Source organism: Paenibacillus sp. J31R109 (genome assembly GCF_059692055.1).
On record NZ_JCAUAR010000014.1, the window covers coordinates 123,125 to 138,621 of the forward strand.

Annotated in this window: 11 protein-coding genes; 9 read left to right on the forward strand and 2 right to left on the reverse strand. The window is 47.5% G+C overall.

What is annotated here, in order from left to right:
• Positions 1 to 47: 47 nt before the first annotated feature.
• From AC58QT_RS27040 to AC58QT_RS27060, 5 genes are all read left to right on the forward strand, one after another.
• Positions 48 to 1,817, forward strand: a complete 1,770-nt coding sequence (locus AC58QT_RS27040; protein ID WP_497411720.1) for a sensor histidine kinase — start codon at positions 48 to 50, stop codon at positions 1,815 to 1,817.
• A complete protein-coding gene (locus tag AC58QT_RS27045; RefSeq protein WP_497411721.1) occupies positions 1,795 to 3,405 on the forward strand; it encodes a response regulator transcription factor in 1,611 nt (536 codons plus the stop codon). The genes AC58QT_RS27040 and AC58QT_RS27045 overlap by 23 nt, the downstream gene beginning before the upstream one ends.
• A 177-nt stretch (positions 3,406 to 3,582) precedes the next feature.
• Entirely contained in the window at positions 3,583 to 4,911 is a 1,329-nt protein-coding gene (locus tag AC58QT_RS27050; RefSeq protein WP_497411722.1) for an ABC transporter substrate-binding protein, read from the forward strand.
• Positions 4,912 to 5,103: 192 nt separating this feature from the next.
• Positions 5,104 to 6,087: an aldo/keto reductase gene (locus AC58QT_RS27055; RefSeq protein ID WP_497411769.1), complete on the forward strand. Its 984-nt coding sequence runs from the start codon at positions 5,104 to 5,106 to the stop codon at positions 6,085 to 6,087.
• A 165-nt stretch (positions 6,088 to 6,252) separates the two neighbouring features.
• Entirely contained in the window at positions 6,253 to 6,621 is a 369-nt protein-coding gene (locus AC58QT_RS27060) for an aminoacyl-tRNA deacylase (RefSeq protein WP_497411723.1), read from the forward strand.
• Between the two features lie 49 nt (positions 6,622 to 6,670).
• Here AC58QT_RS27060 and AC58QT_RS27065 read toward each other — a convergent pair whose 3' ends face one another.
• Positions 6,671 to 7,561, reverse strand: a complete 891-nt coding sequence (locus AC58QT_RS27065) for a helix-turn-helix domain-containing protein (RefSeq protein ID WP_497411724.1) — start codon at positions 7,559 to 7,561, stop codon at positions 6,671 to 6,673.
• A gap of 122 nt (positions 7,562 to 7,683) precedes the next feature.
• Here AC58QT_RS27065 and AC58QT_RS27070 point away from each other — a divergent pair, with 122 nt between their 5' ends.
• The 3 genes from AC58QT_RS27070 (at position 7,684) to AC58QT_RS27080 (ending at position 11,005) form a co-directional block, all read left to right on the forward strand.
• Entirely contained in the window at positions 7,684 to 8,757 is a 1,074-nt protein-coding gene (locus tag AC58QT_RS27070) for a Gfo/Idh/MocA family protein (RefSeq protein WP_497411725.1), read from the forward strand.
• A gap of 35 nt (positions 8,758 to 8,792) precedes the next feature.
• Positions 8,793 to 9,629: a sugar phosphate isomerase/epimerase family protein gene (locus tag AC58QT_RS27075; protein WP_497411726.1), complete on the forward strand. Its 837-nt coding sequence runs from the start codon at positions 8,793 to 8,795 to the stop codon at positions 9,627 to 9,629.
• A 1,079-nt stretch (positions 9,630 to 10,708) separates the two neighbouring features.
• Complete coding sequence (locus tag AC58QT_RS27080; RefSeq protein WP_310502954.1) at positions 10,709 to 11,005, forward strand: hypothetical protein; 297 nt, start codon at positions 10,709 to 10,711, stop codon at positions 11,003 to 11,005.
• 87 nt (positions 11,006 to 11,092) lie between these two features.
• Here AC58QT_RS27080 and AC58QT_RS27085 read toward each other — a convergent pair whose 3' ends face one another.
• Positions 11,093 to 13,414: a helix-turn-helix domain-containing protein gene (locus AC58QT_RS27085; RefSeq protein WP_497411727.1), complete on the reverse strand. Its 2,322-nt coding sequence runs from the start codon at positions 13,412 to 13,414 to the stop codon at positions 11,093 to 11,095.
• 156 nt (positions 13,415 to 13,570) lie between these two features.
• Between AC58QT_RS27085 and AC58QT_RS27090 the strand changes: the two genes are divergently transcribed.
• Complete coding sequence (locus AC58QT_RS27090; protein ID WP_497411728.1) at positions 13,571 to 15,088, forward strand: extracellular solute-binding protein; 1,518 nt, start codon at positions 13,571 to 13,573, stop codon at positions 15,086 to 15,088.
• Positions 15,089 to 15,497: the final 409 nt, after the last annotated feature.

The following is a 15,497-nucleotide window of genomic DNA, read 5'->3' on the forward strand; positions in this document are numbered from 1 at the left end:
GTGCAGCTTTTTTGGCTTTCATGATTACGCTAGAAGGGAGAGCCTGAATGAATTTATTTAAACGCGTGCGGATTGACCGTTTGTTTTTCGGGAGCTTCGCTTCTTTCTTATCCATTTTGCTGCTCGTCTTTACTTGGATTAGCTACAGTACGACGTCCAAGGAACTTGCGAATACATCCTCTTACTATCAGCAAGATATGCTTAATGAGTTAAATAAGCAGATTGATATTCAGCTGAAATCGATTGAGCAGATGTCGCTTGCGGCATCCCGAAATATGAATACGATTGGGTATGATCCATTTGAGAAAGATCCGTTCGAATTATTTCATCGTAGGGACGATATGCTTCGGATGCTGGCCAGCATCACCTACAGCACGACAATGGTGCAGTCTATCTACTTATATATAGATAACCCTACGAAAACCGACCCACAGGCTCCGGTGCAAATTCTGGATATGGCGCATGTCCGGGAGGAGTCTTGGTATCCGGAGATTGAGAAGTCAGACTTCACCTGGGTCGGGGAACGGACGCTCCCAACGAATAAAGGACCGCAGCAGTTTATCAGCTTCGCCCGCAAGCTCTATAATAATTCGGACAAATATTATGGGCTGCTGATGCTTAATGTGAAGGCAACGGCGATTGAAGGCCTTGTTCGTGGCGGGTCTGCTGGCAAGGAGAAGAACAGGCTGTTGTTGGATGCGAGCGGCAGGACAATTGCTACGATTGGTAAGCCGACATTAAGTGAAAATGATCTTGGGCTGATCAACAGCAAGGAGAACGCCTCGAATTATATTCATCTACCGGAGAACCAAGATCATGGCGAGGGTGCGCTTCTCGTATGGAGCAAGGTGCGATCAGACTGGATGCTGATTGAGATTACGCCATGGAATGAGATCGTGCATGGCAGTATCCGCTTGGCTTATATTTTAGTCTCCGTTGGATTGACCGCGATATTCATCACCGCTTTCTTCACGCTGTTTCTATCCCGACAGTTCACGAAACCAATTCGATTGTTACTGTCACGAATGGGGCGAGTACCTGCTGCAGGGGCTGTGGTGGATCTGCCCACGGACTATGAGAACGAGTTCGGGAGCTTATTTAATGGCTATCGACGGCAGATGGAGCGGATTGAAGAGCTGCTGAAATCACTGCAATCGCAGCATAAGCGCAAACGGGAAGCGGAGATACTGGCGTTGCAGGCGATGATTAATCCGCATTTTTTATACAATACCTTGGATCAGTTGAACTGGATAGCGATTGATTCCGGGCAAGAGAAGATCAGTACCATCGTCTCGCTAATGGGCAAGATGTTTCGTATTGGCCTTTCGAACGGAGAGACGGTCATTCCCATTCGGGATGAGCTAACGCATGTGGAGTGCTACCTGCAAATTCAAAAGATTCGCTGGGGAGAACGTCTCACATACAGCATGGATATCGAAGAAGATCTAAAAGATCTGTATATTTCGCGATTAACGATCCAGCCGTTTGTGGAGAATGCCTTCATTCATGGTTTCCATGGCAGAAGGACTGGGGAAGTCCACGTCTCCCTTAAGCGTAAGGAATACGAATTAGAAATTATCATTTGCGATAATGGCGTTGGGCTGAAGACAGATTGGGCATTACCGAAGCCACGCAAAACGGGAGGCTATGGCGTCAGAAATGTGATGGACCGGATCGCAGCATATTTCGGGGAGCCTTACGGTGTCACTTTACGAAACAGAGAGGAAGGCGGAACGGAAGTCGTCCTGCTGCTCCCTATTTTGCACAATAAAACAGAACTGGAGGAGGCCCTTCATGTGGAGAGTACTTATTATTGATGATGATTTTCAAGTGTTAGAAGGGATGAAGAAATCGATTCCCTGGGAGCGGCTGGAAGCAGAATGGGTAGGAGAAGCCATGGATGGGCAAGAGGGGCTTCTCATGGTTAAGGAAACGAGTCCGGACATTATTATAACGGATATCTACATGCCTGTGATGAATGGCCTCGAGATGATTGAGCAGCTGAAACAGGTTGGATTTTCTGGAGAAATTATTATTCTCAGTGGTTATTCCGATTTTCAGTATGCGCGCCAAGCCTTGCGGCTACAGGTGAGCGATTACTTGTCGAAGCCAGTTACGATGGATGAGCTGGGGGGCGTACTGGAGCGGGTAATTCGCGAGCTGGAGACTAAGGAATTGGCCAAGCTTGAGCAGGAGGAGACACGGCGCAGGTTGATGATGTACGAACCCTTCGTGCAGAAGGAATGGCTAAAATCGGTCGTTACGGGTACATTGGGTCGGGCTATGGCAGAGGAAAGCATGGAGCCCATCGATGAGAAAGTGTGGCTGCTGCAGAAGCATCTCGTCATGGGCATTGAGCTGATGGGGACGGATCGCGTATCGAATCTTACCTTAACAGATTGGAGCTTGTTCCGATTTGCACTAGCCAATATCATATGTGAAGTGCTAGAGCAAGAATGGCCACAATCGGAATTCATCGAATTGCACAGCCATCATGCTGCCATCGTGTATCACATCCCTTCAGCCCAATCGAATGCAGAGGCCAGGGCGAATATAAGGCATATCGGAGAGCATCTCACGGCGTGTATGCAGACCTATTTGAAGCTGAGTATCCGTATCGGAATTGGCAGTGTACAGAGCGATTGGCGACAGCTTCCCAACTCAACGGAAGAGGCGTTCCTAGATTTACTCCAGCAAACGTTGAAAGAAGATCATGGGACTCGACTATCGATTCCCGATGAAGCGGAGCCTGAGTTTAAGATACGTCCCATCAAGTTTTATCAAGAACTGGCCGAGGCTATTGTGTATGCCAAGAAAGAGGAGACACTTGCGATTGTTGACGCCTACCTAGCGCAGCTCCGCCAGATGTCGCCCGTTTCGCCGGCTTACCTACAATACTTATGCTCAGAGCTGTGGACGATTCTCGCCTATTCGTTATACAGTACGGGTGTCGTGCTCGACGATCTGTTCCCCGGTTTGCCAGCAAGTCAGGAAATTGCCAAGATCTCAACGATTGAGGAGCTTCGGAATTGGCTCGAGAACAAAATCTCGGGTATTGCCTCACAACGCGGATGGAGCGAACATTCCAAACATAAGGAAGCTATCGATTTTATGATTCAGTATGCGCATCAGCATTATGCAGAGGACATTGCTTTGGAGGATTTATCTAAACAACTATATCTAACACGCAATTATTTGAACCGGATATTCAAGAAAGCGACAGGGGAGACATTTACGAACTATTTGATCCGTGTAAGGCTAGAGAAAGCTAAGGTGCTGCTGGCGGAAGGCAAGCACATGATCTATGAGATCGCAGAAATGGTAGGCTACAAGAATGTGGCTTACTTCAGTTCCATTTTTAAAAAGCATTATGGGATGAATCCCAGTGAGCTCGGAAAAAAATAGGTTGTGCTCGATTGTGGTAGAAATGTGTTCATTACCCTTATTTTGATTGTGTCCTTCCATTCATATAATGAAGCTAGAAGCGCTGCTGAATGAATGGAGCTGCTACGGCATCTTCGTTTTTAATTGAAACGGCTTTGACACAGTTCTGAATATGGAAGACAGGAAGGGGTTAACAAAATGATGAACAAGCAGATAAAAAGATGGGGTGTACTGACAATTACGGCACTTACAGCTGTAAGTCTGACCGCATGCGGTGCCGGAACCAAAACGAACGAAGCTGCGACACCGAGTAGTGGTGCAGCAGCAACACCAACAGCAGCTGTAGTCGATAATAAGCCGGTTAAACTGCGCATTGTATGGTGGGGCTCACAAGCTAGACACGATGCGACCTTGAAGGCACTCGAAGCTTATACAAAGAAGCATCCGAACGTTACGTTTGAGCCGGAATTTTCCGGGTTTGATGGCTATGCGGATAAGCTAGCTACTCAGGCTGCGGCAAAGAACGCACCTGACGTAATCCAGATGGACCCGGCATGGCTAGCGGAATACAGTGGTAGAAACCAACTCGTGGACCTTTCCAAAGGCATTAATGTCGCAGATATAGATAAGTCTCTGGTTGATTCCGGTAAATATAAAGACAAGTTGTATGCGATTCCATTAGGCAATAACGCTACGGGGATGTTATTTAATAAGAATGCTGTAGACAAACTGGGCATCACACCTCCAGCTAATGGCTGGACTTGGGATCAATATTTCCAATTTGGCAAAGACGCGAAAGCAAAGCTGGAAAAAGATAAATATGCCTTAATGGATGCGACAAGTGACTATACCGTGTATTCCTCCTACCAAAGCAGCCAAGGCAAGGGCTATCCAGTTACAATAGAAGGCAAATTCAACTTGGACAAAGATACGTACATTACGTATGCGAAGAAATATGCTGAACTTCGTAAAGAAGGCGTAGTTCCTCCGCCAGATGTTGCGACGACAGATAAAGAATCCGATGCGAAGATGGATTTGATGAACAACGATACGGTCTTAATCAAGCGTAGTTTCGCGGCCTTGCTGCCTGGCTATGAGGGCGTGAAACCGGGAGCTTATAAGTTTGTTACACAGCCCAAAGGTGCGCAAGCCAGCGGCTTCCTGAAGCCGTCCATGTTCTGGTCTGTCAGTGCGGATTCTAAGAACCCTGACGCGGCTAAAGCATTCATCGACTGGTTTGTGAACGATACAGAAGCAGCAGATATTTTGACAACAACGCGTGGTGTACCCGTTTCCAAAAAAGTTCTTGAGTACTTGACACCGAAGCTGACGCCGGCAGATAAACAGCAAATCGAGCTGATCAAGAATGTTGCGCCAGATGCGCAGCCATTTAACCCTGGGGCAAAAGGCTGGAGTAACTACACAGCTAAGGATTTCAAGGATATTGGCGAAAAAGTGATGTTTGGCAAAATTACGCCTGAAGCGGCGTATGAGGAATTGGTGAAGAAAGCAAAGGATTACCAATAAGAGCCCTACTACATTCCAGCAATTATAAGCGATACCTTTAGAACCAGGCCGTCGAGATTCTCTCGGCAGCTTGGGTTTTTCTCGTTGAAGAATGTGGATGCGGAGCACCTTCGCGTGAATCGGGTGATTCCAACGGAGATCGTGTATAATCAATGGAAGAATCACATCATAGCGAAGAATGGGTGGAAAAGTATGGTGGGAAAAGCGGTACTCAGGCAGATGGGCAGCTCGTCTCTGGCCTTGTCACCACTTGGACTCGGCTGTTGGCAGTTCAGCAATGGCCAGGGGATGGTGGGCAAGTTTTGGCCGGTGCTGAAGAAGGAAGATGTGCGCAGCATTGTTCAGACCAGTCTCAAAGGCGGGATTAATTGGTTTGATACAGCAGAAGTTTACGGAAAAGGGCAATCCGAACAAATGCTGGCGGAAGCGCTGCGTGAAGCTGGGCCACTAGCTGAAGGGGCTCACATAGCTACGAAGTGGTGGCCTGCCCTGCGCACGGCGAGCAGCATCACGAGCACCATCGATGAGCGTCTCCGATTGCTGGAAAACCGGACAATAGAGCTGCATCAGGTGCATCAGCCATTCTCATTCTCGTCTGTTCGCGAGGAAATGAATGCGATGGCTGAACTGGTGAAGCGGGGCAAAATCAAGAACGTCGGCGTCAGCAATTTCTCGGCGAAAAAGATGCGTGAAGCTGACCGTGTACTGCGGGAGCACGGACTCCGGCTCATTTCCAACCAAGTAAAATATAGCTTGTTGGATCGTCGGATTGAGCACAACGGCATCATGGATACCGCGAAGGAGCTGGGCATCGCGATTATCGCGTACTCCCCGCTGGAGCAAGGGATCTTAAGCGGTAAGTTCCATAAGAATCCTGCGCTGGTGAAAGCGATCAAGGGCCCTCGTAAATTCACTTCAGCCTTTCGAGGAGCGGGGTTACAGCAGTCGAAGCCCCTCATCGATAAGTTGGACGAGCTCGCAGTCATTTATGATGCGTCACCAACGCAGATTGCGCTGAATTGGTTGATCCATGCACATGGGGAGACGGTGTTTGCTATTCCTGGTGCATCGAAGACGCACCATGCTGAGGAGAATGTGAAGGCGATGCAATTCACACTAACCAATGAGGAATTGAAGCAAATCAGCGATGTTTCCAATCGGGTGCTGAATAAATAAACCTACTGCAACAAGTCGTTATGTAATTGTAACAGGGCTGCAATCTTTTCTTCAGGTAGATTTAAGGTAACAAGCCTATACTAAATCTCGACCCCCTTTTAAATATAAATACATTAGACCCGCGGCCCGTTGCTGTGGGTCACTTTTTTGTTTAAGGGGCAATAGATGATCTTTCATTTGTCCGTTAGTCAGCTGTATAAAACATTAGTTTTGAAGGGGGATAAAACAGGGGTAATCGTAGCCTGTATCCCAGGGGATCGGGAACTCAATTTGAAAAGCTTAGCGATCCAAAGCAGTAATAAAAAGGTAGAGATGGTTCCTGTAAAGGATATTCAAAGTTTGACAGGGTATATCAGAGGCGGCGTGTCCCCGCTTGGTATGAAAAAGAACTATCCGTTCTTCTTGGATAGTTCCGCGGCAATGATGGAGCTGGTCAGCATTAGTGCGGGCCGTCGTGGGCTGCAAATATTTATAAGCGGTGCGGATTTAATCAGAGCCTCTGAGGCCACTCTTGTGGACATAACAAGTACATAGCAACATGCAAAAAACCTGCAATCCGCGTAGTGCGAATGGCAGGTTCTTCTTATGTCAGCGCCCGACCATGCTCAACCCGCCGGTATTCCTTCGGCACAATCCCCTTGCTCTCTCGGAATATCCGCGAAAAGGTTTTGTATGATCCATACCCCACCTCTAGCGCAATCTCCGTGACGCTCATGTCAGTGGAGACCAGCAGGCTGCAGGCGTGGCGCAGACGCAGATCATGCAGGAAGTGAACGAAGGTTTGACCTGTCGTTTGCTTAATCACCTCGCTGATACGCGAGACGCTCATTGTAAAGCGAGCCGCCAAATCGGATAACGCCAAATCCTCTTGATAATTCCGATGGATGTAGTGAATAATCGGCCACACGGCGTGGCTGGACCTTGATGGCGATTTGGCCAATGTCGTAGCTTCTTCCTCTTGCCCTGCGTGCTGGAAGCGATGCCGATCAAAGCGGATCAGAATTTCTTTCAATTTGGCCTTTAGGAGCGTCTGCCTATAGCGTTCGTCGCCGTGATACTCTTTCACCATATCTTCGATGAGGGCGGTCATCTGTGCCTGTTCGGCCCCATCGAACTGCACATAGGCTGGCAATGCATTCGAGTCCTGAAATAGCTCAGACAGTCCCTGATCGTTCCCCGGCTCCATGAGCAGATCCATACTAAACATGCCATTGAAGAGAACTAGCTTTTGACCTGGGTCCGTAAAAATCTCATGCACCTGATAGGGCAGTACAAACGTGAAGGTACCAGGTGCCATCGTATGTTTCACATCATTTATTGATTCAGCTCCACGTCCTTCAACAACATAAGAGAACTCCAGGTAATCATGTCGGTGCGCGCGAAAGCCGTGCTCCAATGTATTTCTACTAAGGTGGAATGGGAAGGGAGAGTGCATATTTGGGTATGTTTTTAGATAATCTGGAAAATACGTCATGATCAGTCAGGGCTCCTTCGAAAAAATGGGACGTTTTCCGAATATACGGTACGACTTCTTAGTGATCTTATTTTATCATAAAAGCAGGGTCAACAGCGTGTACTTATGAGGAGGAACGAATCGTGGAAAGCGTTAACAAAATTAGAATTGGAATTATTGGTGCAGGCAATATTGGCGGTGTTCATATTCGGGAATTTTCCAAGCTGGCAGAACAGTGCGAAATTACGGCGATTACAGATGCTTACTTGCCTTTGGCTCAGGCGAAAGCGCAGGAGCATGGCATTGCCTATGTCGCGGCTACACCTGAGGAACTTATTCAAAGCGCAAATGTCGATGCCGTCATCATTGGGGTGCCGAATCAATACCATGCCTCCCTTGCTGTACAAGCAATTGAAGCGGGCAAACACGTACTTATCGAGAAGCCAATGGGGATTAACGCCGCTGCGGCCAAACAAATATATGATGCCAGTAAGGCTTCGAATACAATTGTAATGATTGGTCATCAAATGCGCTGGGAGTCAGTCCCTATGCAGATTAAGGAGCAGGTTGAAGCTGGCGAGTTAGGCAAAATCTATACAGCCAAAACCGGCTGGTTCCGCCGTAAAGGTATTCCAGGCTGGGGGACTTGGTTCACGAAAATGGATGAGTCCGGCGGCGGCCCGTTGATCGATATCGGCGTTCATATGTTGGATCTTGCGCTCTATTTGATGGGGAATCCGAAACCAGTTTCAGTTGTTGGTGCAACGTATGCGGAATTCGGACCACGCCGTAAAGGGATTGGCACATGGGGGAAACCGAATTGGAACGGTACGTACGATGTGGAGGATTTGGCAACGGCTCTGATTCGTATGGAGGATGGCAGCACGCTGACGCTTGAAGTGAGCTGGGCAGTTCACATGGACACGGACAACACGCCATTCGTACACCTCATGGGCGCAGATGGCGGAGCTAGCTACAAAGGTCCTACGGGTAAATTGTTGACAGAGAAATTCAACCGTGCGATCGAGACGGAATTGAAAAAGCCTGAAAATGATGAAGGTGAGCGCCAACGTCTCAGCCAACATTTCCTAGCTTGTATTCGTGAAGGCAAACAGCCAATCACATCGGCGCTTTCTGGTTATACGAACAATTTGATTCTAGATGCGATCTATGAATCTTCGCGTACAGGTAGTGAAGTGAAATTGAACTGGGATTAGTCGAGTAAACAAACACCATTTGGAGGGATTATCCGATGCTTAGAGGGTTATCTAGAGCAGGGCTTGGCAAGATCGAGAGCAACGAGCAATTTATCGAGTTAGCGGCAAAAAATGGCTTCCAAGCGGTCGATATCGACGCTGTGAGCCTTGTAGAAGCTCACACCGTTGCTGGTGCGCGGGAGCTTTTAGCGAAGAATGGACTCGTTGTCGGGTCCATTGGATTACCCGTGGAATGGCGTTCCACGGAAGAGGTGTTCCGCGAGGGGCTGCCGAAGCTAGCCCAAGCCGCGGAAGCGGCTGCAGCGCTCGGTTGCACGAGCTGCTGCACGTATGTGCTGCCCTCGACGGACCTCGGGGCAGCGCACTTCATGGCGCTCGCGACACGCAGATTGCGCACGTGCGCCCAAATCCTAGGCGCCTACGGCATCCGCCTAGGGCTGGAGTTCGTCGGTCCGCATCATCTGCGGACACGGTGGCAGAACCCGTTCATCTGGACCATTGATGAAACGTTGGATTGGATCGATGCGATTGGCGAGCGCAACGTGGGCTTGTTGTTCGATTCGTACCACTGGTACACGAATGGCGGGACTGTCGCGGATATCGAGAAGCTCCGCGCCGATCAGATCGTACACGTGCACATCAACGATGCACCAGATGTGCCAGTAGAGGAAGTGCTCGACAACGGACGCGTGTACCCGGGCGAGGGTGTTATTGATTTGGCAGGCTTCCTGCAAGGCCTGCAGCGCATTGGCTACACCGGCGCTGTGGCACAGGAGATCCTTACGGCGGAAGCGCCGACGGCTTCTCCAGAGAGCTTGGCTGAGCGCTCCAAGGCAGGCTTCGACAAGGTCTATGCCGCGGCGGGGATTTAAGGAGTTTGAGGCTTGAAGCTTGAAGCTTGATGTGTTAGACGAACCCCGTTAGGGGTTCGTTTTTTTGATCTTGGTTCACCACTAACTATTCTATCTATCGCTACCCTCGTAGCGTCACTATCCCTTCGGCTCAGGTTCAAAGCTATGCCCTGTATAACTTCATCGCTTACTCTATCGTCACTATCCCTTTGGCTCAGTTTCAAAGCCCTGCCTCGTATAACTTTATTGCTTACTCTATCGCCACTATTCCTTTGGCTCAGTTTCAAAGCCCTGCCTCGTATAACTTTATTGCTTACTCTATCGTCACTATCCCTTTGGCTCAGTTTCAAAGCCCTGCCTCGTATAACTTTATTGCTTACTCTATCGCCACTATCCCTTTGGCTCAGGTTCAAAGCCCTACTTCGTATAACTTCATTACTTACTCTATCACCACTATCCCGCTGACTCAGTATCAACTCTGTAATCAATTTCAACAACATTCTATTTCTGAGCTAAAGGGATAGTGGTAATAGAACGAACAGGAGGATGAATAGCAGGGGAGCAAAAGGACAGCTAGGGGTTCGATTGCAGAAACGCAGTAGTGGTGGATTGTAAAGGTTTCGGAAAAATGAAACAGCACGCAGTGGTGCGAGAGTGAAGGGGGATAAACGATTTATTTGAGCAGATCCGTCTTTCTGAGCTAAAGGGATAGTGGTAATAGAACGAGCACGAGGATGAATAGCAGGGGAGCAAAAGGACAGCTAGAGGTTCGATTGCAGAAACGCACAGTAGTGGTGAATTGTAAAGGTTTCGGAAAAATGAAACAGCACGCAATGGTGCGAGAGTGAAGAGGGATAGAGATTCATTTGAGCAAATCGGTCTTTCTGAACTAAAGGGATAGTGGTAATAGGCAGCTAGAGTAACGCTCTTTTTCTGAGGCAAAGGGATAGTGTCTATAGACCGGCATAAGCAGTGCTATAAGCTTGGTGCAGCGTTCCCATCCCCGTCGACAAAAATTCCTACGTTTCGTCCCTAAAGTGTGACAAACTTCTCATGGAATCTCGGGTACGATTTTAAAAAAGCGAAAAGGAGATAAGATCATGCAAATTAAGAATAAACAGGACATCAGCCTGATTTTGGACAACTTTTCAAGCTTCGCAGAGTGGGATGCAGCAGGGAAGAAGCTTTACCTTGTTTTTGCTGATAAAAAACGTGGAGGTCAATGGACCTTAATGCACTATGAAGGGGAACGCTTCAGTGTTCATGGCGTTGGGCACGATTATGGGGATGCGGATGAGTCATTTTTCGAAGAGCGCAATCAGCTTCTTTCTTTCTTGTGGGACAACCGTGCTGCGCTGAAAATAGCGATTGAAGCTAGCCAAGTCGTTTCCGCGTAGGACAGGCCCGTATAACGGAACAACAGCCTGCGAAACCACCAACAATCATGTGGTGGCTTCGCAGGCTGTTTGCTTTGTCCACTCGCGCTACGAATTAGGCGGCAAGCCCTCTTTCTGCTTATCCCGGTACTGACCGGGCGTGAGTCCTTCCTGTTTGCGGAAGGAGCGGATGAAATTCTGCGAGTTGTTGTAGCGCAGCTTCGAGGAGATATCCTTGATCGGCATATCGGTCTCGGAAAGCCATTTTTTCGCCATATTGAAGCGGTAGTTCGATAAGTAGTCGCTGAAAGAGCAGTTCGTCTCTTTACGGAAAATGCTGCTTAAATAATTCGCATTGTAATGCAAGCGGGAAGCACATTCCTCGAGCGTCAAATCTGTGTCGTAATAATGCTGCACGAGATCGATGATTTTCTCAGAAATATTGTGGTACTGCGCATCCTGACGGTCACGGTAAATCTGGATCAGGGGATGGACAACTTCGGTCCAGAACCAATCCTCGATCTCGGCTGTCGTATGCAAGCCCAGCACCTCTTCGAACAAAGAGCCTTTGTTCGGATGAATCTGATTCAAGGCGATGCCGGATTCCTGCATCATCATCAGCAGGTTGTTGAGCAGCCGCGCCAGCGGGATCTGATACTCCTGCGGCGATAGCGGCGCAGCGAATACAGCATGCAGCAGCTGCTTCAGCAGCTCGCGGGATTTATCCTTTTCGGCTAACTTAATGCTGTCGATCAGTTCATTCTCAAGAGGCTTCGGATAGTTCAAGTTTAAGTAATGCTTCCCAGAGTTGATGTTCTCATATTGAATGATGATGCCCTCACCGAGCTTAATTCGGTGCTTCAGCGCTTCAAGACCTTCTTTGTAGGCCAGTGCCATCTGGGTAAAAGAATGGATCGGCAAGGAAATTCCGATGGAAATATGCAGCTTCAAAAAGTTGTAAATATGCTGCTGCACCTGTTCCGTTAAGCTGTACACCATGGTACGGAAGTCACTATCAACCGAATCTGCACTACCGATCATCGTAACGATGGTCTGATCAATGAGGATCGGCGCTAAGCGCTGTTCCGAAGGAATTAGTTCCTCCAGCATGTTGTGCACGGCAAATAGCAGCAGTTCCATGTCCTTTTTCTCATAGCGAGTATGATCAATAGCATCGATTTGGATCGTGATGACGGACATCGTTTTCCATAAGGCAATATGTTCGGTGTAACCGAATTGTGCGAGTTTTTCTACCAATTCCGCCGATTTGATATGCCCCTGAAAAGCCTTGATGAGGAAGAACGTCCGGACTTGGCCGATGTGCTGATGGACTTCTTTTTCAAGCTGCGACTTCGATTGGAACAAGGTATGCACGTGCTCGCTGATCATCTGGAATTCATTGGCCTTGCGCTTCTGGTTTCCACTCACCAAGCCGCCGATTTGATTCAGAAGCAGCTGAATCGGTGAGTACATTTTGCGTGAAACGAGCCAAGCGAGCACTAATGCAAGAAGCAACATCAGGGCGCAGATGTAGATGGTATAGGTTCCGATTTTGCTGGATTCCTTGGTCAAGCTGTCGATTGAGGTCAAGGATAAGTAGGTCCAGTTATTCAAGTTCGAGCGCAGGAACGTAACGGAATAAGGTTTATCATGAATGCTGGCGCGGAACTGACCGCTCGCTTCTTCAAGCGGTTTCAGGTCGGTCAGACCTGCCGCTGTGATGGATTTCCCGATTAGACCGGGATCGCGATTCATCACAATCCGCTGTTGTTCATCGATTATGACGATGTCATCGGGGTGTTCAGAGTCACTTTGAATCATATCCTGCAAGGAGCAGGCGGGAATATTAGCTAAGGCTAAGCCGTATTTATCCAGACCGGTTGTCGGAAGCTTTTTGACTAATGAGATACTGTACTCACAGCTTACGCTGCGCGCATTTTCTTCCGTGTAGAACCACTCCGACGGATTCAGGGTCCATATCGTGTTGTCTGGCGTGTTCATCAGTGAAATCAATTTATCGGCAAACGGATAATTGTCAAAACGATAGAGACCTGAGTTTTTGATCATCCAATCCTGCTTCGCGTTAATCAAGAGCACATCTTCGAGCCTCGTGTCAAAAGATTGCATATACCGAATTTCGCTGCGCAGATCATCGTACATCATGAAATCGGTTACACTTAGCGGCATTTCCATAGCCTTTTTGAGAACAGTGGAATTGATGACCTGATTTAGTGTATGGTTGACAGTGGTTAATTTCTGCTCTACATTGGAATTGATTTGGGTGATTAACTGCATTTTACCTTCGTTTACATTTTTTTGGATCTCACTTGAGGATGTGACAAAGGCAAAAGCACCGATAAAAATCACAGGCAGCGTGCTGAGCAGGAAGCTGAATATCGTCATTTTGCTAAGAAAACTTAAAGAGCGCATCGTATTCAACACCTTATCTATTCGAAGAATCATTCGTCAGACTATCTATGTATTGTAGACAAGAGTCCAGTTCAGATCAATAATCATCTGCATTTGGGATAATCATTATCTCATATTTGCTGTTAAAAAACACTTGTGTTGCAAGGGGGAGTAAGCATGAGAAGTAAGTTGTTTGGTCAGCGCCTCAGTTGGATAGGACGAATGATTATCGCTCTGAATATCCTAATGCTGCTAAGTGCCTGTCAGAATGAGAGCACGCCCAAGGCCAAAGAAGAGAAGGGGACAAGGCCTGTTATTTCAATTATGGCACCTCTTCATTTTCCACACCCGCCGATACCTGAGCTTGTAGAAGCCATTGAGAAACTGACCCAAACGAAGCTGGAGTTGAACTGGGTGCCAGATGGCATTTATACGGATAAAATGAACACAGCTCTGACGACCAACTCGTTGAAAAAAGCGACCTATGTCAAATATACAGACTATATGCTGATGAAAAATTCGATTCGATCCGGCGCTTTCTGGGATATTGGCCCTTATTTGTCTTCCTATCCTAATTTGAAAAAACTCAATAAAGAGATTCTAGGTCAGGCTACGGTAGATGGCAAAATATATGGCTTATACACCGAGCGGCCGTCCTCGCGCCAGGGCATCATTATTCGGGAGGATTGGTTGAATAATCTCAATTTAAAGAAGCCGACCAATCTAAATGAACTGTACGATGTGCTCAAAGCCTTCACGAATGGGGATCCTGATCGTGATGGGAAGAACGATACATTTGGGTTAACAGATCGCAATGATCTGGTGTTCGGCTCCTTTAAGACGATTAGCTCCTACTTCGGAACACCGAATAATTGGGGCGTTTCCGCTGGAAAGCTTGTACCCGAATTCGAAACACAGGCGTATGTAGATACGATGAATTTTATGAAGAAGCTGTATGAAGAGAAGCTGATTAATTCGGATTTTGCCGTAACGAGCAAAGATGTACAGCGGGATAAATTGATTCGGGGCACGGCTGGCGTGTATATCGGCAGTATGCAGGATGTACAGCGTCTTTCAGATGAGGCACAGTTGGTGAATCCGGAGGCAAGGTTAACGCTTGTGAATCACATTGAAGGACCGCAAGGATTTCAAATTTGGTCTATTCCTAATTATAGTGCGTTATATCTATTTTCGAAAAAAGCGATTAGAACTGAGGCGGAGCTTAAGCAGATGCTGCAGTTTTTTGATCGGACGATGGATAAGGATGTCGCGAATCTGATGAAGTATGGTTTGGAAGGACGTCATTATACGGCTAAAAATGGACAAATTCAGCTCTCTGAAGAGACATCGAAGATTCGCGTCAATGAGGTCAATGCGTTGTACGCGCTGATGATCGCTGATTTGAACAATCCGAACATTATTCCTGTTGTCGAAAGCGAATCGTTATCTCAGCTGGCGGATACGCTCAGTTTGGACAATGAGAAGTATGCGATTAAGGATCCGACGTTGGGGATTGAGTCGAAGACTTATGATGAGCGCGGTGTCGAATTATACAAAATTATCTCCGACGCGACGTACAATTACATTCTGGGTAAGTTGGATAAGGCGGCTTTCCAGCAAGAGATCGAGCGTTGGAAACGCAACGGCGGGAATCAGATGATCCAGGAGTATAATGAGGCGTATGGGAAGAAGTAAGTTGCGTGTATAAATATGGCGTGATAAGATTATAAATAACAAAAGAGACGTGCGGCTAACACGTCTCCTGCACAATCGTTTGGTGGGCAACCTCCAAGGTAGTTGCAAGGTGTAACCCACTGATTAGGCCTTCAACCTGAGTGGGTTACTTTCGTTTTTCGATATAAGTTGAGATTGTACCAAACTAAATATATGACAGGGAGTCTACCAACTGGTAGGCTTTTTCTTTTCTGTTTTAATATGGATAATTGCCGTGATTACGGTAGATTTCTCCCCCTCAATAATCATCTCCCCGCCCGATAATCATCATCTCACATCCCGCGCCAGACAGGGGTTATATGAGTAAATGATTGTTTCGGTACTCCAATTGTGCCGTGTAATGTGTGAGTTGTAGCACACCACATTTTCA

What these genes read in the sequence shown, in the direction of transcription:
- AC58QT_RS27040 (WP_497411720.1), top strand. Translation starts at nt 48, where the DNA reads ATGAATTTATTTAAACGCGTGCGGATTGACCGTTTGTTTTTCGGGAGC.
- AC58QT_RS27045 (WP_497411721.1), top strand. Translation starts at nt 1,795, where the DNA reads ATGTGGAGAGTACTTATTATTGATGATGATTTTCAAGTGTTAGAAGGG.
- AC58QT_RS27050 (WP_497411722.1), top strand. Translation starts at nt 3,583, where the DNA reads ATGATGAACAAGCAGATAAAAAGATGGGGTGTACTGACAATTACGGCA.
- AC58QT_RS27055 (WP_497411769.1), top strand. Translation starts at nt 5,104, where the DNA reads ATGGTGGGAAAAGCGGTACTCAGGCAGATGGGCAGCTCGTCTCTGGCC.
- AC58QT_RS27060 (WP_497411723.1), top strand. Translation starts at nt 6,253, where the DNA reads ATGATCTTTCATTTGTCCGTTAGTCAGCTGTATAAAACATTAGTTTTG.
- AC58QT_RS27065 (WP_497411724.1), bottom strand. Translation starts at nt 7,561, where the DNA reads ATGACGTATTTTCCAGATTATCTAAAAACATACCCAAATATGCACTCT.
- AC58QT_RS27075 (WP_497411726.1), top strand. Translation starts at nt 8,793, where the DNA reads ATGCTTAGAGGGTTATCTAGAGCAGGGCTTGGCAAGATCGAGAGCAAC.
- AC58QT_RS27080 (WP_310502954.1), top strand. Translation starts at nt 10,709, where the DNA reads ATGCAAATTAAGAATAAACAGGACATCAGCCTGATTTTGGACAACTTT.
- AC58QT_RS27085 (WP_497411727.1), bottom strand. Translation starts at nt 13,414, where the DNA reads ATGCGCTCTTTAAGTTTTCTTAGCAAAATGACGATATTCAGCTTCCTG.
- AC58QT_RS27090 (WP_497411728.1), top strand. Translation starts at nt 13,571, where the DNA reads ATGAGAAGTAAGTTGTTTGGTCAGCGCCTCAGTTGGATAGGACGAATG.